The organism is uncultured Paraglaciecola sp., assembly GCF_937123705.1.
In the GTDB taxonomy this organism is placed as follows: domain Bacteria; phylum Pseudomonadota; class Gammaproteobacteria; order Enterobacterales; family Alteromonadaceae; genus Paraglaciecola.
This window is the reverse complement of sequence record NZ_CAKZKO010000032.1, coordinates 1-17,484: the sequence shown is the minus strand read 5'-3', so window position 1 is coordinate 17,484 and position 17,484 is coordinate 1. Positions and strand designations below refer to the sequence as shown.

The 17,484-nt window shown below is 42.6% G+C and carries 11 protein-coding genes; 4 read left to right on the top strand and 7 right to left on the bottom strand.

What is annotated here, in order from left to right:
- The first annotated feature begins 10 nt into the window (after positions 1–10).
- Positions 11–619 carry a glutathione S-transferase family protein gene (locus Q0688_RS04600; protein WP_299073627.1) on the top strand — a complete coding sequence of 203 codons (609 nt, stop codon included), beginning with the start codon at positions 11–13 and terminating at the stop codon, positions 617–619.
- A gap of 642 nt (positions 620–1,261) precedes the next feature.
- Here Q0688_RS04600 and Q0688_RS04595 read toward each other — a convergent pair.
- From Q0688_RS04595 to Q0688_RS04585, 3 genes are read right to left on the bottom strand one after another with little or no spacing between them, the layout of a single operon-like run.
- On the bottom strand, positions 1,262–2,155 hold the full coding sequence (locus Q0688_RS04595; RefSeq protein WP_299073625.1) for a carbon-nitrogen hydrolase: 894 nt from the start codon (positions 2,153–2,155) through the stop codon (positions 1,262–1,264).
- Positions 2,145–3,203: an agmatine deiminase family protein gene (locus Q0688_RS04590; protein WP_299073623.1), complete on the bottom strand. Its 1,059-nt coding sequence runs from the start codon at positions 3,201–3,203 to the stop codon at positions 2,145–2,147. The genes Q0688_RS04595 and Q0688_RS04590 overlap by 11 nt, the downstream gene beginning before the upstream one ends.
- Before the next feature lie 11 nt (positions 3,204–3,214).
- Entirely contained in the window at positions 3,215–3,847 is a 633-nt protein-coding gene (locus tag Q0688_RS04585) for a TetR/AcrR family transcriptional regulator (RefSeq protein ID WP_299073621.1), read from the bottom strand.
- A gap of 121 nt (positions 3,848–3,968) precedes the next feature.
- Between Q0688_RS04585 and Q0688_RS04580 the strand changes: the two genes are divergently transcribed.
- Complete coding sequence (locus Q0688_RS04580) at positions 3,969–5,141, top strand: efflux RND transporter periplasmic adaptor subunit (RefSeq protein WP_299073619.1); 1,173 nt, start codon at positions 3,969–3,971, stop codon at positions 5,139–5,141.
- Complete coding sequence (locus tag Q0688_RS04575; protein ID WP_299073617.1) at positions 5,141–8,260, top strand: efflux RND transporter permease subunit; 3,120 nt, start codon at positions 5,141–5,143, stop codon at positions 8,258–8,260. Before Q0688_RS04580 ends, Q0688_RS04575 begins: the two co-directional genes overlap by 1 nt.
- A gap of 198 nt (positions 8,261–8,458) precedes the next feature.
- Here the strand turns inward: Q0688_RS04575 and Q0688_RS04570 are convergent, their stop codons facing one another.
- The gene (locus Q0688_RS04570; protein ID WP_299073615.1) at positions 8,459–11,542 is read right to left on the bottom strand and encodes a hybrid sensor histidine kinase/response regulator; all 3,084 of its coding nucleotides are present in this window, start codon (positions 11,540–11,542) and stop codon (positions 8,459–8,461) included.
- Between the two features lie 311 nt (positions 11,543–11,853).
- Between Q0688_RS04570 and parC the strand changes: the two genes are divergently transcribed.
- Entirely contained in the window at positions 11,854–14,166 is a 2,313-nt protein-coding gene (gene parC, locus Q0688_RS04565) for a DNA topoisomerase IV subunit A (RefSeq protein ID WP_299073612.1), read from the top strand.
- A 140-nt stretch (positions 14,167–14,306) separates the two neighbouring features.
- Here parC and ftsX read toward each other — a convergent pair whose 3' ends face one another.
- The 3 genes from ftsX to ftsY are packed head-to-tail and all read right to left on the bottom strand — an operon-like array spanning position 14,307 to position 17,449.
- A complete protein-coding gene (gene ftsX, locus Q0688_RS04560) occupies positions 14,307–15,287 on the bottom strand; it encodes a permease-like cell division protein FtsX (protein ID WP_299073610.1) in 981 nt (326 codons plus the stop codon).
- A 48-nt stretch (positions 15,288–15,335) separates the two neighbouring features.
- A complete protein-coding gene (ftsE, locus tag Q0688_RS04555; RefSeq protein ID WP_299073608.1) occupies positions 15,336–16,031 on the bottom strand; it encodes a cell division ATP-binding protein FtsE in 696 nt (231 codons plus the stop codon).
- Positions 16,032–16,039: 8 nt separating this feature from the next.
- Complete coding sequence (gene ftsY, locus Q0688_RS04550) at positions 16,040–17,449, bottom strand: signal recognition particle-docking protein FtsY (RefSeq protein WP_299073606.1); 1,410 nt, start codon at positions 17,447–17,449, stop codon at positions 16,040–16,042.
- Between the last annotated feature and the right edge of the window lie 35 nt (positions 17,450–17,484).

Below are 17,484 nucleotides of genomic sequence, written 5' to 3'. Positions count from 1 at the left end.
AAGGAACACTATGAAAATATACGATACTAAAACCGCTCCTTCACCTAGACGAGTGCGTATTTTTTTAGCCGAAAAAAATATCCCAATGGAATATGTACAGGTTGACTTGCAAAAGGGTGAGAATATTTCGGCCGACATGCGCGTCAAAAATCCTATGGGGAAAATACCTGTTCTTGAATTAGATGATGGTACCTGTATTAGTGAAGGGGCCGCTATTTGTCTATATTTTGAAGAGTTATATCCACAAATCAATCTGTTAGGTAAAGATCCCTTAGAAAAAGCAACTATCGATATGTGGCAGCGTCAAGTAGAACTGTACTTTTTTGGTCAAGTGGGCATGTGTTTCCAACATACCACTGGCTATTTTAAAGACAGAATGACTCCTGTTAAAGAGTATGGCGAAGTAGCAGGCAAAAACGCCGCAGGGTTTCTAAAGGTGTTAGAAAAACGTTTGGCAGAGTCTGAGTTTATTGCAGGTAACCGCTTTACCATTGCCGATATCACCGCCATGTGTACTGTGGACTTTGCCCGCGTTGTAGGGATAAAAGTGACAGATGACTATCCCAACCTGCAACGTTGGTATGCTGCGGTCAGCAGTCGTCCAAGCGCTAAGGCTTAAGTTATACATTTCGTCTGCGGCTCTTATATACAAAATTCTTAGTCGGCGAAGCCGATGCTTTGGTGGCTCTGCCACTGCTCTTGATTTTCTCCCTATGTACTGCGGCCTATAAAAAGTCAAAAAAGTGCGGTTAATTTTCAGGGATAGAAAATTAAGTCTTGTGTGCTGGGAGCACATGAAGACGACCGTGCTTTTTTGACTTTTTATAGGATCTTTGAGCAGTAGTGAGGGCGCACTTTTTTTGGTTACTTTGTTTTGTGCGAGCAAAAAAAAGTGACTGGCTCGAAGGGAATCGAGTCAAAACAGGCAAGGAGGCCTGTAAGCGTTAGCGCATGCTTTTTTATGCCCTGACGGGCACGATATCCCTATCGGTTTTCACATAGAATCCCTTCAATGCGACCTACTTTTTGCCAACAGCAGCAAAAAGTAGGCAAAAAATGCCGCTCGAGGGCAATGCTCTTCACCCACTTATCTACTCATTTTTGCAGGTCGTAATAATTCGTTCCAGACGAGCTATTACTCAATCGCTAATCCATGCGATTGCCCTACAAAAATGAGTAGATAAGTGGCGAGTATTCAGTCGAGGGTAAAGCAAAAAAACATCGACTTCGCCGATTTAAGGCTATAGGCCGCCCTATACAATTAGTCTCGCCACCTTTTAGTAAGCTCATCATAGGCATCGATTCGACGATCTCTAAAATACGGCCAGATACGTTTAATTTGTTCCGTGCGGTTAAGGTCGATGTCGACTATTAAGTTCTCTTCCTTATCAGAGCTAGCTTGTGCGAGTAATTCGCCTTGAGGGCCAGCCACAAAACTGTTTCCCCAAAATTGAATGCCAGGGTCGCCCGTTACGGGTGATGCTTCAAATCCTGTACGGTTGGCGACAACGACAGGTAAGGAGTTAGCCACAGCATGAGAGCGCTGAATGGTTTGCCACGCATCGTGTTGGCGGCTTTGCTCTGCAGCTGTGTCGTTTTTATCCCAACCAATAGCTGTGGGGTAAAACAACATATCGGCTCCTGCCATGGCCATTAATCTGGCTGCTTCTGGATACCATTGATCCCAGCATACCAACACGCCAAGCTTACCTACGCTGGTGGCTATTGGTTCAAAGCCCATATCCCCTGGAGTAAAGTAAAACTTCTCGTAAAAACCTGGGTCGTCGGGGATGTGCATTTTTCGATATTGACCCACTAAACCTTGCTGGCGGTCAAATACTACTGCGGTATTGTGGTACAAGCCTGAGCCTCGTTTTTCAAATAGTGAGGTGATCAGTACTATGTTCAATTGGGCAGCTAAGGCAGCAAAATAGTCAGTGGCGGGGCCGGGAATCGGCTCGGCTAAGTCAAAGTTATCGGTGTTTTCTTGTTGGCAAAAATACAAGGTGCTATGTAACTCTTGTAGTAACACTAGCTCGCAACCTTGCGCCACTAATGCGCTGACTTGCTCACTGCTGCGGGCCCAGTTACTATTTTTATCGTTACTGGCTACGGCTTGTTGCACCACGCCAATTTTTAGACTGTTATGTTTCATAGACACTGACACCCTTAACAATAGACTGCAAAATTTTGGGTTTAAGTATGCCACAAGGTATTTGCATACTGATACAGTGCAAACTGCCAAATTGCTGCACTAAAGGCAGGCAGTTTATGGGCACTAGCGTAAATTCGGGATAGGCCTGTTGTAGCACCTGCATGGCGAGTTTATCTTCTGGCTGTTGATAAACGGGGCACAAAATATGCTGATTAGAGATCAAAAAGTTAGCATAGGAAGCGGGCAACCTTTCACCGTGCTCGTTGATTATATGGGGTAAGGGCAATTCAAATAGTTGATGCTCAGGAAACGCCGCTTGGCATTCAGCCACTAACGCATCTAAAGCTGCAAAATGACTGTCATCTGCTGCATTAAAAGCCGATTGTATCACTAGCCCCTTATCTGGAGTAAAACGCACTAAGGTATCGATATGCCCGTCTGTGTCGTCGCCCTCTAAGTGCCCGTTTTGCAAAATGACACTTTTTGTTGCCCCTAAATGTTCGGCAAACGCTTGCTGGTAACTGGCTAAAGATTTTTCGCCATTGCGCTTAGGGTTGCTAAGGCAAAGCTGAGTGGATAGCAAGGTGCCTGCCTGGTCAATTTCTAGCGCGCCGCCTTCTAATACCAAATCGACCGATTGAATCGGATGTTGGCAAAGTTGACTGAGTACTTTTTGATTAAGTGCATTGTCAGCAGTGGCGTTAAATTTTTGTCCCCAGCCATTGAATACAAACTCGATTGGGCGGAGTCCTGAATCGGTGGTACAGCTCAAAAAACCATAGTCTCTGATCCAAGTATCATTATATTCCGCTGCTAACAGCAATACTTGGCTGCTTTTTGCTAACTTATTTAGACAAGTTGGTATTTCTGTTGCGCGAGCCAAGAGCACTACTTTGGTATTGGCCCTATTCAGTGCCTCGATAATCTGTAAATACACCTGTTGCACCTCGTCTAACCACGGCTGCCAATCGGTGTGTTTATCTGGCCATACTAGCAGTACTGCCTCTTGTTTTGTCCATTCGGGGAGTAGTTGGAAGGGCGCAGCCATAGAAGTCCTCGTTAGCTCTTTGTGGATGCAATAAAGCGTTCAACTTGCTCAATAGCAAATGCCACATGGGCTATTTGCTGTGCTTCAGATAACGCAAAATCTAAGCCTAAAATGCTTTTTATATGAAATTCACTCTTAAGTAGGCTAAAAAACATCGTGGCACATTTATCGGCTAATGCTTCGGTGAGCGGTTGTTTGGCAAACTTTAAAAAATACTGTGCCAAATATTCTAGATTGTGCTTTGGCCCAGCTTGATAGAATAATTCGGCGGCTCTTGGTGAGCTGTTTACTTCGCCAATGATGACTCTATAAATAGCAATAACCCGCTCGTCGTGAAGTAATTTTACAATCTGCAAGCCTCTTTCTTGCAACACACTAGTAAGGTCCGAATCTTCTAACTCTAAATGCCTGTCATCTAATTGGTATTCGGCGCATTTGTCTTCAATGGCGGCTAAGAATAATGCTTCTTTATTACTAAAATGAGAATAAACAGTCTGTTTAGAGACACCCGACTGCTTAGCGACCATTTCCATTGAGCAACCGCTGTAGCCACTGCTTAAAAAAAGATCGGTAGCGGCTTCAAGAATTTTGTTACGTTTCTCAGCGCTTTTGGGCCTTCCAGCTTTGGTGGTTTCTTTGTTCAACTGCGATTAACCTCACATTTATCAAAAAAGTATTGGCAACTTTGACATTAAATATTATTATATATCAAACTAGACAGTCTAGTATTTATTTTTGTCTTTTTTCAAATTCAGCGAGAATTTTATGCCAAGTGTTAGTCAGTTGCCACAATCGTCGGGCTATAAAAAATATTTAATTTGGGTGATCCCCTTTATCGCCCTGATAGCTTTAGTCGTGCTCATGCAGGCTTCGGGCAACGGACAAACCGAGACACCGCCTACTGATGCCAATAAGCTGCTGGTCGATGTGATGCCTATTGAATGGCATAACAGCTACCTACAAAAACGTTTAGTGGTGGGGTCGGCAGAAGCCTTGCAAACCGCTGCCATTGGTTTTGACTTAGCGGGCTCTGTTATAGATATCTTGGTTGATGAAGGGCAAAGGGTGGTAAAAGGCCAGACGCTCGCCAAATTAGACGACACAAGACTAAAAGCGCAAATGCATGAGTTGTCAGCCATTTTAAATCGCGCTAAATCAGAGGCGAACTTAGCCGAATTGTCACTTAAGCGCGTGGTAGAACTGGTAAATCGAAAACTCGAATCGGCGCAACGATTAGATGAGGCAACCGAGTCCCTTAATGCCGCTAAGGCCTTTGTAGATGAAATAGTGGCTCGGCAGCAATCACTACAAGTTGAGCTAAACAAGACCCAATTATTTGCCCCTTTTAATGGCAGCGTAGTGAGCCGCTTTGTTGATAAAGGCACGGTAGTAGGCGTAGGGCAAAAGTTGTTTACCTTGCAGCAAAACGCTCAGTTAGAGGCAAGGTTTGCCCTTGCTGCCGATTACGCCAATAAATTTTCTGTCAACCAAGAAGTGACTCTAAGCACAGAGTCTCATCAGGTCAGCGGCAAAATTAAGTCCATTGCACAACAGCGTAGGCTCGATACCCGCACTGTGGATGTGATCACAAGTTTAGAGCAGGCCAACTTGGCTATTCTGCCCGGTGAATTATTGTATATGGATGTAAGCAGTGAAATAACCGCCCAAGGGTTTTGGGTACCGCGCAAAGCCTTGGTGAGTGGGGTGCGAGGTTTATGGAGTTTGTTTGCAGTGAAAGCCATTGATGATGAATATCAATTACAAGCCAAATTGGTTGAAATGATTTATGCCGATGACAAAAAAGCCTTTGTGCGAGGGGCGCTGCAAGAAGGTGACGTCATAGTCTATCAAGGGGTGCAACGTTTGGTGCCCGGACAAAAAGTGCTTAAAAGTGATAACACTCACACTTTGGCTAGTATTCTATTAGGTAACTTTTAATGTCATCAAATATGCCGGCAAACGGTCAGCAGCCATACCCTTGGTACAGTATGTTTTTTCGAAACGGGCATTTGTTGGTGTTGAGTATTATGGTGGTGGTTGTGGCCGGTTGGTCTGCTATCAGTAATATTCCACGATTAGAAGATCCCAGAATCGACAACCGTAATGTGTTAGTTATCACGCCTTACCCAGGCGCATCAGCCCAGCGAGTAGAAGCGCTGATCACCGATGTGATTGAAGATGAACTAAGACAATTACACGAAGTAAAAGAAATACGCTCAACGTCACGCTCAGGCATTTCTATTGTTTCCCTTGAATTGCAAGCATGGGTAGATAAAAACACTAACGAACAAATCTTTTCAAAAGTGCGCGACTTAATTGGCAATGCCAAACTAAAGTTTCCTAGAGGGGCTGGCGACCCTTTACTTGATGAGCGTAGAGGTGCCACGGCTTTTACGCTGTTAGTGGGGCTTCAAGCCGCCCAAGGTTATAACACGCCTCTAACCATTGTTAGCCGCATGGCGGATCAGCTTTCTGACCAACTGCGCAATGTGCCCGGCACCGAACTGGTGCGAATATACGGTGAGTTAGACGAAGAAATTCAAGTCACCATTAACCCGCAACAATTAACGAGCGCAGGGTTAAGTATTGATCAAGCGAGCGCGTTAGTAGCCAGCGCCGACCCTAAGGTTCCCGCCGGCATGATGTACACCCCAGAGCAAAATATGCGTTTGCAGGTGGCCCAAGAGTTAGGCAGTGTAGCCACCATCCGCGACATACCGCTACTGGCTACCGAACAAGGTGGCTATTTGCGCTTAGGTGATATTGCGACCGTAAAAAGAGGTGCGCGTTTTCCGGTCAATGATATCGCCATGGTCGATGGAAAACAGGTGATCTTTGTTGCAGCGAGGATGCAAACCACTTTGCGAGTAGATACCTGGACTAACAATGCCTTAGAAATAGTTGAGCAATTTAATGCCCAGTTTGGGGGCACAGTGAAAGCAGATATTGTGTTTGAGCAAAATACTTATACCGAAACACGTTTATCTGATTTAACCATAAATCTACTGCTTGGTTGTTTAGTGGTCATGGCCGTAGTTTTTATATTTATGGGCATTAAAGCCTCGTGGATAGTGGGGCTGTCGTTACCATTGTGTGCCGCGTTCGCGATTTTTTCTTTGAGCTTTTTTGATGAGCAAATCCATCAAATGTCGATTTTTGGCATTATCATTGCGATTGGCCTGTTAATAGACAATGCCATAGTGATCACCGATGAAATTAGAAGTAAGTTAATTCAACCAGAAATGACCCGAATCGACGCCTTGTTGCAAAGTATTCAACACTTATTTGTACCTTTATTGGCATCTACTTTGACCACAATTTTGGGTTTTATGCCGATCTTTTTGTTACCGGGCAACATTGGCGATTTTGTGGGCTCCATTGCTATTAGTGTGGTAATGGCGTTAGTGGGCTCGTTGTTTATTTCTTTGACGATTATTGCAGCCTTGGCGGCACGTTTTTTACCAAGAAAATTTTCGGGATCATCGGCTTGGTACACCTCAGGGATACAAGCGCCTTCTATAAGTTTGGGATACCGAACCGCCCTCGAAAAAGCCCTAACGCGGCCTTTGTTGGGCGTGTCGTTGTGTATCGCCATTTCGGTGTCAGGATTTATCTTAGCTGGGCAACTAGGCAATGTGTTTTTCCCCAGTGCCGACCGCGATCAATTTGAAGTTAACCTGTGGATGCCAGAAGGTAGCGCCATCACCGAAACCCAAAATTTGGTGAAGCAGGTGGATACCCTAATTCGCAACAAGCCACAAGTAACCCAATTAAGCTGGTTAATTGGTGGTTCGTTTCCCTCTGTGTATTACAACCAAATAATGATCAAAGACAACTCATCTCATTATGCCAATGCTGTGGTGAAAGCTAGCAGTGTGGCAGAGGCAAAAGCGCTGATAGGGCAATTGCAAACCGAGTTAGATAAGGCCTATCCAAAAAGTAGAATTGTCGTTAAGGCATTTGGCCAAGGGCCGCCTATTTCGGCGCCTGTGGGTTTAAGAATATTTGGTCCTGATATAAATGTGCTTAATTCTTTAGGGGAGCAAGTTAGGTTGGCCATGTCCCAAGTGCCGGGAATTTCTCATTCAATTGCTTCAGTTACTTTTGGTGAGCCTGAATGGGTACTCGATGCCACACAAGATGCCAGCCAGTTGGCGGGCATGTCACTAGTAGAGATCGCTCAACAGTTACAATACGCCTTAGACGGAAAAGTTGGGGGCTCGATATTAGAAGGCACCGAAGAAATTCCTATCAGAATCAGAGTGGGAGATGAATATAGAGGCGAACTGGCACAAATTCAGAGCTTGCCAATATTAAGTGACAAACTCAGAAATCAACAAATTTGGATGCCCGTTTCGGCCTTAGGGGATTTTTTACTTAAGCCCACAGTCGCGGGGATCACTAGGCAAAATGGTGAACGAGTTAATAACGTCGAAGCCTATTTATTGCCCGGTGCGACCGCTATTGATGTGAGCGAAAAAGTGCTTAAAAATTTAGAGAATAATCATTTTAGTATGCCCAAGGGTTATCGTTTTCAATTGGCCGGTGATGCAGATAAACAACAAGAAGCATTAGGTAATTTGGCCACATATATGCCCGTATTGTTAGTCTTGATGATCACCACTTTGATTCTGTCATTTCGCAGTTTGCGTTTAGCCACTGTGATTGGATCTGTGGCAGTATTATCAGTGGGACTAGGCATGTTAAGCCTGTGGTTGTCTGGCTTGCCTATTGGGTTTAATCCATTATTGGGCTGTGCTGGGCTTATTGGCGTGGCCATTAATGGCTCAATAGTGGTGATTGCTGCTATTAACGCTAATCCAGCAGCAAAAGCAGGCAATATTAAACAGATAGTTGAAGAAACCATGGGCTGCAGCAGGCATATTTTGTCTACTACCTTCACAACAGTGGGGGGATTTATTCCTATGTTGTTATTTAGTGAAGGGACGTTTTGGCCACCACTTGCAGTAGTATTGGCTGGTGGTGTGGGCTTCTCGGTGATTTTATCTTTGGTCTTTACCCCTTTAGTGGTATCGAGATTGTATAAAACGGCTTAAAATACAATCAAATGGTATAAATAATCTAAAACTAGTTGGGCAAACAATGAGGTTCAAAAAGCAAGGTTATTTTAGCTGGTGGCACACTGATTGTATAAAGTGTAAACGCATCAGAGCTTTGGTGATTTGGGCCATATTTGTTACTGTAATCTATCTTTGGTTTTGGGGTTAATCCAATACCTGTAATGGCTAATGAAGTTAGATCACTTTTGCCATTTTTACGGCCAATAATAACTCTTGTGAGCTACTTGTTAATTGACTAACGGCCAATTTAGCAAAATCAATTTGTTGACGTTTCAAGGCCCCTTCCATTTCACGGCAAATCGAAAGTAAAGCAGGTACGCCGGTATAACAACAAGCGCCGTGTAATTGATGTACTTTTGCCTGCATCTCCTGAAAGTTTTCAACTTGGCAAGCATGCTCAATAGCGTCAATAAGGCCTGGTAACTGTTGCACAAATTGTTGCAATATTTCTTTTGCAGCATCTTCATTTTGATGCGCCCGTTTAAGGGCAAGAGACCAATCGAAACTCAGCAGAGTGTCGTCAATTGACTCTACTACCTGACACCAACGATCTATCAAGTCTATTAAATCTGACAAATTAATGGGTTTCGGTAAATAATCATCCATGCCAGAAGCGAGCAAGTTATCTTGTTCTTCTTTGAATGCATGTGCGGTAACAGCAATAATAGGTGTCCCTATGTTTAATGCTGTTTTGCGGATCAGTTTAGTTGCTTCCAATCCGTCCATGTTGGGCATTTGTACGTCCATAAGGATTAAATCAAATTCATGCGCTTGGCATTGAGACACAGCATCGGCCCCACTATAAGCTAGGGTAAGTTGCAGATTGGTATTTTTTAACCAACTAGTGAGTAAGCGTAAGTTGATTTCCATATCGTCAACCGCTAAAACTTTGGCGCTTGATAATGAAGCGAGGCGTTGCTGTAATTTATCAGTAGGGTTTTCTTGTGGTACCCGCAATAAGCTATTTAACTTGCTTAACATAAGCGGCAAACGCATGGTGTGGGTAAAATATTGCGACAAATCACTACGCTTTGATAGGGATTCTATACTCGAATATAACAACACAAAATGGTCGCTATCTAAGTGCCGAGTCGCCTCTAAAATGCTGGGCAGAATATTTTCTTTATTGTATGGCACGCAAATAAATACATAATCATACTTTTGATGTAATTCTCGTAGAAAGGTGAGAGATTCAACGCTGGTTACGCTTGCACCTAAGAAACTTAAGAGTTTCACTCCACAATGACGAGACTGAGGAAAAGGATCGAAATAAATAACCTTTTTACCTTGCCACTCACTGTTAGTGTTTAGGGAAAGGTTGGTATTGAGCAAGTTACATCTAATAGTAACAGTAAAAGTACTGCCAGAATTTGAGGCGCTTTGCAGAGTTAACTCACCACGCATCAATTTAACCAATTCTTGGCAGATGACAAGGCCTAAACCCGTGCCTTGGTATGATCGGCTTAAGGCGTTGTCAACTTGTGAAAAAGCCGCAAACAGCTTGCGTTGATCTTCACGACTTATCCCAATTCCAGTGTCTTCAATTTTGAACACAAGCTCGTATATGCCATGTTCTAATCTGTTTCCGTAGGCACTAAGGCTTATAAAACCCTGATCCGTAAATTTAATGGCATTGCCAAGAAGGTTGTTTAGAATTTGCTTAATCCGGTAGCTATCACCTATTAGTTTTTCAGGTAAAGGCGCTATGTTGTAGATAAACTCTAGTTTTTTAAGATGAGCAGATTTAGCCATCACCCTAACAATATCTTCTAACAAATCATTGGGTGAAAAAGGCTGGTTATTGATTTTTAATTTTCGTGCCTCAATTTTAGAAAAATCCAACACATCATTCACTATGCTGAGAAGATTATCTGCCGCGGCATTTATAATACTAATTTGCTCTTGTTTTTCTGGTGGTAAAGAATCTGAATGTAGCTCTTTACTAAAGCCTAATATTGCGTTTAAGGGGGTACGTATTTCATGGCTCATATTCGCTAAAAACTGCGATTTAATCTTACTTGCGGCAATTGCGTCTTTGCGGGCAATATCTAATCTAACGTTTTGTTCTTCAACAAGTTCGATGTTGTTTCTTAAGTCTTCTGTGGTTTGTTCTACTTCTTGTTCTAACTGGTAACGGCTTTTATCCATCAAGGCAATTGAAAATAGCCCAGCATTTAAAAACGCTCCAATTTGAAAACTGTGAGTGGTAAATAAATTTGTGGGTAATATTGCTATTAAACTTAAGATGCCAATTAATACGAAGGCCACCAAGGTAATCCAAGCAAAAACAAAATAACGAGCCGAGTAAAGTCGATTACCATAACTTTCAAAACCAACATATATATAGGTAGCCATGACCGCGAGGCTTGATAAATAAACCAAAGTACTTTGCCACACTAGAGGTATAACGTTTATTGTTGTTAGTAACCCCAAGAAGACTAGTAGTCCAACGCATATTTTTATGTAAAGCAATGAGTTGGACGTTAATTTTGATACTTCTAAAAAAGAAATGGTGAAAAGGCTGGAGATAACTCCAATAAGGATATACAACAAATCTGGATGGGAGCCAATCCATGTGGTGATGGCGTTGGGTAACAATAAATGTAAATGCCCTCCCCAAACGAACTGCCAAATCAGCACCGAACAAATATAGCCAATATATGCCAGTAAACTGCTCTCTCTTACCTCCATATACAAAATAAGGTTATACAGCGCCAACATAATGAGTCCACCGTAAAATAGACCCCATATAAGATTGTCGTAAAAAATTATACGCTGATGGTGAGTTGAAGTTTGAATATCGATTGGTGCTATTAAAGAAGAACGTTGATTCTGTATGCGTACATATAGATCAATAGTCTGCGCATAAGGTAAGTCTAACTTCAACGTAGGTAAACGAAAGGTGGGGCTAGAACGGGATCTGCCTTGGCTTGCATGTGCTAGTACTTCGTCGTCGAGTAGAACATAAAAATCCACTTTTTCTAGCTGAGCATTGGCAACATCAATCACCCATTGTTTATTTTCGGTTACGTTACTGATAGTAGTATGCAGCCATACCCCTTTGTTAGAAATGCCATAATTTGAGTTGTCGCTTAGGTGCCATACAAACTCAGCTTGTCTTTGTTTGACATCGAATAGGTCCAATTGATTGTCAGTTTCTCGCAACACCTTTAATTGAGGAGATAACCTGAACACTTCATTCGTAGCAATTAATTGAACATCTCCTTGTGCCACTACCTGTTTAGTGGGTAACAACATTAGAATGATCAATAATCTGCAAACGTGGACAAGCATCAAATTTCGTCAGTATAAAAAGTGAGTAAATAACATTAAACCACCGGACTGATACGTATGGCAATCGTTAGCGCTAATTTGATTGTTAAGGGCAGTCGTATTTAGTATCTGTAGATCTTAGACGACGGGTTAAGGTAAGACTGATGTAGAATGATATTAGGTGATGTAATCGCTATCGTTTATAGGGTAATCTATTCAAAAGAGTATTGCCGAATTGTGTATTACTTCCTTAAATCTGTCCTTTAAAATAAGAATACGTGGTAAAACAGCCCAACATGAGTCAAGAAACCATTATCAATAAAGACGGCATCGAGCAGTTAACGATGCATAGATTCACCGAAGAATCTTACTTAAATTATTCCATGTACGTCATTATGGACAGGGCACTGCCACATATTGGTGATGGTTTAAAACCAGTCCAAAGGCGTATTGTTTATGCCATGTCTGAGTTAGGTTTAAATAACGCTGCTAAATATAAAAAATCGGCGCGTACTGTTGGTGATGTATTAGGTAAGTTTCATCCCCATGGTGATTCTGCCTGTTATGAAGCTATGGTGTTAATGGCTCAGCCATTTTCTTATCGTTATCCGTTGGTTGATGGCCAAGGTAATTGGGGCGCGCCAGATGATCCTAAGTCCTTTGCCGCAATGCGTTATACCGAATCTAGGTTGTCTAAATTCAGTGAAGTACTGCTGACTGAACTAGGTCAAGGCACAGTTGATTGGCAGCCCAATTTTGATGGCACCTTAGATGAACCAAAAGTCTTGCCAGCGCGATTGCCACATATTTTGTTAAACGGTATTACCGGTATTGCCGTAGGAATGGCCACGGACATTCCTCCTCACAATGTACGAGAAGTGGCCAATGCCTGCGCGCATTTGTTAGACAATAGCAAAGCAGAATTGCACGAACTTCTAGAATTTGTGCAAGGACCTGATTATCCAACTGATGCTGAGATTATTACCCCAAAAGCCGACATAGCCAAAATATACGAAACCGGCCGTGGCTCTATCAAAATGCGCGCGGTGTATGGGGAAGATAACGGCGATATTATTATCACAGCACTGCCTCACCAAGCGTCGGGCGGTAAAATTCTCGAACAAATTGCGGCGCAAATGCAGGCCAAAAAATTGCCTATGGTCAGTGATTTACGTGATGAGTCTGATCACGAAAATCCCACTCGCCTATTGATTACACCGCGCTCAAATCGTGTTGATGTTGAACAATTGATGCAACATTTGTTCGCCACCACAGACTTGGAGAAAAGTTACCGAGTCAACATCAATATGATTGGTTTAGACGGTCGACCTCAAGTTAAAGACTTGCGAATGATTTTAACCGAATGGCTAAGCTTTAGAAAAGCCACGGTGATTCGCCGCTTGCAGTTTAGATTAGATAAGGTATTAGCAAGGCTGCATATTCTTGAAGCATTAATGATTGCATTTTTGAATATTGATGAAGTCATTCGTATTATTCGATATGAAGAAAAACCCAAGCAAGAGTTAATGACGCAATTTGCGTTAACGGATATTCAAGCAGAAGCCATCCTTGATTTAAAGCTGCGCCACCTTGCTAAATTAGAAGAAATGAAAATTCAAGGTGAGCAAGAAGAACTGGCGAAAGAGCGTGATGCGCTGCAGTTATTGTTAGGCTCTGACCAACGCTTAAAAACCCTAATTAAAAAGGAAATACTCCAAGCAGCCGAAGCTTATGGCGACGACAGACGCTCACCAATTATTGCTAGAGGCGAATCAAAAGCCTTATCTGAAAAAGAGTTAATTCCTTCTGAAGCGGTCACAGTAGTGTTATCTGAAAAAGGCTGGGCGCGCTGTGCCAAAGGCCATGACGTGGATGTAGAAGGATTAAGTTATAAAGCAGGAGATGGCTATCAGGCTAGTGCCAAAGGGCGTAGCAATCAGCAAGTCGTGTTCTTAGACTCTTCAGGTAGGGCATTTTCTTGTGACGCCCACGGTTTACCTTCGGCGCGCAGCCAAGGCGAGCCTTTAACCGGGCGTTTTAACATTGTTAGTGGCGAAAATGTAGAGCATGTGGTGATGGGTAGCGATCACCAACAATACCTTATGGCAACAGATGCAGGTTATGGTTTTGTTGGTAAATTTAGCGACATGATCAGTAAAAACAAAGCGGGTAAGGCTTATGTATCTTTACCAAGTGCCGCAAAAATTATCGGCCCTCAGCCAGTTATAGACCTAAAAACAGATTGGTGCTTGTCGATTTCCAACGAGGGGCGCATGTTAATGTTCCCGCTACGAGATTTACCGAGTTTAGGTAAAGGCAAAGGAAATAAATTACTTAATATTCCCTCTGCAAAAGCGCAGTCTAGAGAAGAGTTTGTCAGTGTGTTAGCCGTGGTACCCCATGGAGCTAATGTTAAAATCCTAGCAGGAAAAAGAGGCATGACCCTAACTGCATCCGACTTGGCCCATTATCAAGGAGAGCGAGGCAGAAGAGGCAATAAGCTCCCAAGAGGATTACAGCGGGTAGATGGTGTGGAAGTCGAAAATGCTAAGCCAGTAACCTCTGAAAGCGAAGCGAGTGACGCTCCGGAAGATAACAACTCACAATAAATTTGCGGGTTGTTGTTAATTTATATGATTATTCTGCAGTTTGAGATTTAACATGTCGGCCATCTTATAATGGCCCTTGGTGGTTATACATCAGGCCCGAAAAGATAGCATATCGTTGATATATTAAGAATTATTAATGGCTATTTAGGCTCTATTTCTCGTACGTGACGTCTTACTGACAGTAGTGACCCGGCCAAGCCAAGAAACACCGAGACGCCTAACATCCATAAAAAAGTAGAAATGCTTGCGCCTGTCAAATCGAAGCTTTTTTGATATAGCTGGCTGACTGTATTAATGCTACTACTCATCCACCACAGTAATAAAATAACCGCAATCCAAGCTAATATTCCACCTAAAAAGCCATACCAAAAACCGGTATACATAAAGGGACGCTGAATAAAAGCATCGGTAGCGCCCACCAGTTTCATCACTAAAATTTCGTCTTTCTTACTAAGAATGTTTAGTCTTATTGTATTGCCAATAATGAGTACTACTGCCAAAAACAACAATAGCGCCACAACTGTCACTAGATCTTTAACGACATTTAGTAAGGCATGCAAGCGCTCAAGCCATTCAATATCCAATTTACCTAAATCTACTTCTCGCTCGTCTCGCAACTTGTCGAGCAATACTCTGGCGGCAACAGGACTAGCATGACGATTGGTGGGTGTAACGAGTATTACATTTGGTAAGGGATTTTGATCTAGATAGGCAATGGCTTCACCAAAACCCGACAATTGCTTAAATTCATCGAGTGCTTGGCTTGCTGAAATAAAGTTAATGGCATCAATTTCAGGCCACAGCTGAATACGTTTTAATAGTTGGTCTATGTCCCCTTGGCTAACGTCCTCTTTTAAAAACAGGGATATTTGTGCTGCCTCTTCCCATCCAGAACTTACATTTTCGGCATTTTTCACCATGACATACAGTGTACTTGGCAGCGTGATACTTAGCCCTAGTACGCCTATGGTCATCAATGACGCCGCCTTTGCGCGCCAAAGTTCACCTAAGCTACCTAAGGCTTGTCTAAAATGACTAACAAAAAACATCAAAAAGCGTTGCGAAGTGGATACCTGCGAAATCTGGGCACCTTGAACTCGTCCTTTAAACAGGATGCTCATTTTATTAACCCTAGTAGCGGCCTGACATTAACTAGGTGAGTCGTCATATTATACATATAGGTCGTCACTTTGAGCTTCATCGGTTAAACCGTCGGTAATCATCTGGCCACTTTTTAGGGTGAGTGTGCGGTACTTCATGCGGGCAATTAGTCCAAGATCATGGGTGGCGATAAATACCGACACTCCTGCGTGATTAAAATCCTCGAATAAACGAATGATTTCCATAGACAACTTAGGATCTAGGTTTCCTGTTGGTTCATCGGCTAATAATAGAGGTGGTTTGTTTACCACTGCGCGGGCTATGCCTACTCTTTGTTGTTCGCCACCGGACAACATAATAGGAAGGTTTTTCACTTTGTCACTAAGGCCTACCATTTCTAATGCCGCGTGAACCCGTTTTGAGGTTTCCTTGTGAGAATAGCCTTCAATGACTAATGGGAGGGCCACATTGTCAAACACACTTTTGTCCATAAGTAACTGGTGACTTTGAAAAATCATGCCTATATCTCGGCGGATATAGGCAATTTGTTTTCGTTGAATATTACTTAAATCGTGACCGTTGATTAATACTTTGCCCACTGTAGGGCGTTCCATTAGTGATATTAACTTCAACAAGGTGCTTTTTCCGGCGCCAGAGTGTCCGGTTAAAAAAGCCATCTCACCAGGTTCAATATGAAAATCGACCTTTCTTAGGGCTTGTTGGCCGCCTGGGTAGGTTTTGCTGACTTGTTCAAACTTAATCATAAGTTGGCTTAATTTGTTGTTTGCTGCAGGTTATCTGGCTCTGAAAATAGCGCATTTACAAAATCTTGGCTATTGAATGGACGCAAGTCGTCAATGCCTTCGCCTATTCCCACATAGCGAATAGGAATATTAAATTGATCGGCAATCCCAAATATAACGCCACCTTTTGCTGTGCCGTCTAATTTAGTCAAGCTTAATCCAGTTAAACCAACCGCGTCATTAAACAGCTTAGTTTGGCTTAGGGCATTTTGTCCGGTTCCTGCATCTAAGGTTAGCATGATTTCATGAGGTGCTTCAGGGGTAATCTTCTTCATCACGCGCACCACTTTTTTCAGCTCTTCCATTAAATGCTCTTTATTTTGTAAGCGACCAGCGGTGTCTGCAATCAATACATCGATATTCTTTGCCTTGGCTGATTCAAATGCATCAAAAATTACCGAGGCGCTATCTGAACCTGTTTGCTGGGCCACTACTGGAATATTATTGCGCTCTCCCCAAACTTGCAATTGTTCAACTGCCGCAGCCCTAAAGGTATCACCCGCTGCCAGCATGACTTTTTTCCCTTGCTGCTGAAACTGCTTTGCCATTTTCCCAATAGTGGTGGTTTTACCTACTCCATTCACACCTACCATTAAAATAACAAAAGGGCCTGAATCCGTTTCTAAAGTTAAAGGAGACTCAACATTCTTTAAAATATCTGCCATCTGTTCTTTTAATAACTGATATAAAGCTTCGCCGTCTTTTAACTGTTTTCGGTTTGAACTATCAGTAAGCTGTTTAACCACTTTAACTGTAGTATCCATACCTACATCAGCGACTAACAGCTGTGTTTCTAATTCTTCAAACAGGTCATCATCTATGGCTTTGCCTCGAAATAAACTAACAAAACCACTGCCTATACTCTCTTTAGTGCGGGATAGCCCGCGCTTTAATTTATTAAAAAAACCTGTTTTATCAGGAGCTTGTTGCTCACTTTCTTGCTCTAAAACTTGGGCTGTGCCTTCTGAAGCATTTTCATTGCTAGAAATCTTCTCACTAGATTGGGTACTGTGACTTACTGATGTTGCCTCGGATATCTGTGGCGTTGATTCTAACTTCACCTCTGTTTGCTGGCTTTGAAGTAATCCTTCTGCATCCCTTTCTTTATAAGAATGAATATTTTCTTTTGTAGTTGAAACTGCCTCAACCTCAGGTGTTATAGGCTTCTGCGGTTCAAATTCCGTTGAGGATTTTGGTGGCTCTTGTTGTAAGCTGTTGTGGGAAGTTGCAATAGTTGATTCTATTGGAGAACTTTCATTCTTTGTTGGTTTTGACTCTAAAGTAGCCTGTTCATCTGCTGTTTGGTCAGGTGTTATATTATCGACAGAAGACTCTTGTTGCTGCTTATCTTTTTTGAGCCATTTGAAAAACTTTGACATACCGGTGAGAAATCCTAGCTAATTGGGTAAACTAT

Bases quoted from the DNA above. Each gene is read 5' to 3' on its own strand.
- Q0688_RS04600 (WP_299073627.1), top strand. From the start codon at position 11: ATGAAAATATACGATACTAAAACCGCTCCTTCACCTAGACGAGTGCGT.
- Q0688_RS04595 (WP_299073625.1), bottom strand. From the start codon at position 2,155: ATGAAACATAACAGTCTAAAAATTGGCGTGGTGCAACAAGCCGTAGCC.
- Q0688_RS04590 (WP_299073623.1), bottom strand. From the start codon at position 3,203: ATGGCTGCGCCCTTCCAACTACTCCCCGAATGGACAAAACAAGAGGCA.
- Q0688_RS04580 (WP_299073619.1), top strand. From the start codon at position 3,969: ATGCCAAGTGTTAGTCAGTTGCCACAATCGTCGGGCTATAAAAAATAT.
- Q0688_RS04575 (WP_299073617.1), top strand. From the start codon at position 5,141: ATGTCATCAAATATGCCGGCAAACGGTCAGCAGCCATACCCTTGGTAC.
- Q0688_RS04570 (WP_299073615.1), bottom strand. From the start codon at position 11,542: ATGTTGTTACCCACTAAACAGGTAGTGGCACAAGGAGATGTTCAATTA.
- parC (WP_299073612.1), top strand. From the start codon at position 11,854: ATGAGTCAAGAAACCATTATCAATAAAGACGGCATCGAGCAGTTAACG.
- ftsX (WP_299073610.1), bottom strand. From the start codon at position 15,287: ATGAGCATCCTGTTTAAAGGACGAGTTCAAGGTGCCCAGATTTCGCAG.
- ftsE (WP_299073608.1), bottom strand. From the start codon at position 16,031: ATGATTAAGTTTGAACAAGTCAGCAAAACCTACCCAGGCGGCCAACAA.
- ftsY (WP_299073606.1), bottom strand. From the start codon at position 17,449: ATGTCAAAGTTTTTCAAATGGCTCAAAAAAGATAAGCAGCAACAAGAG.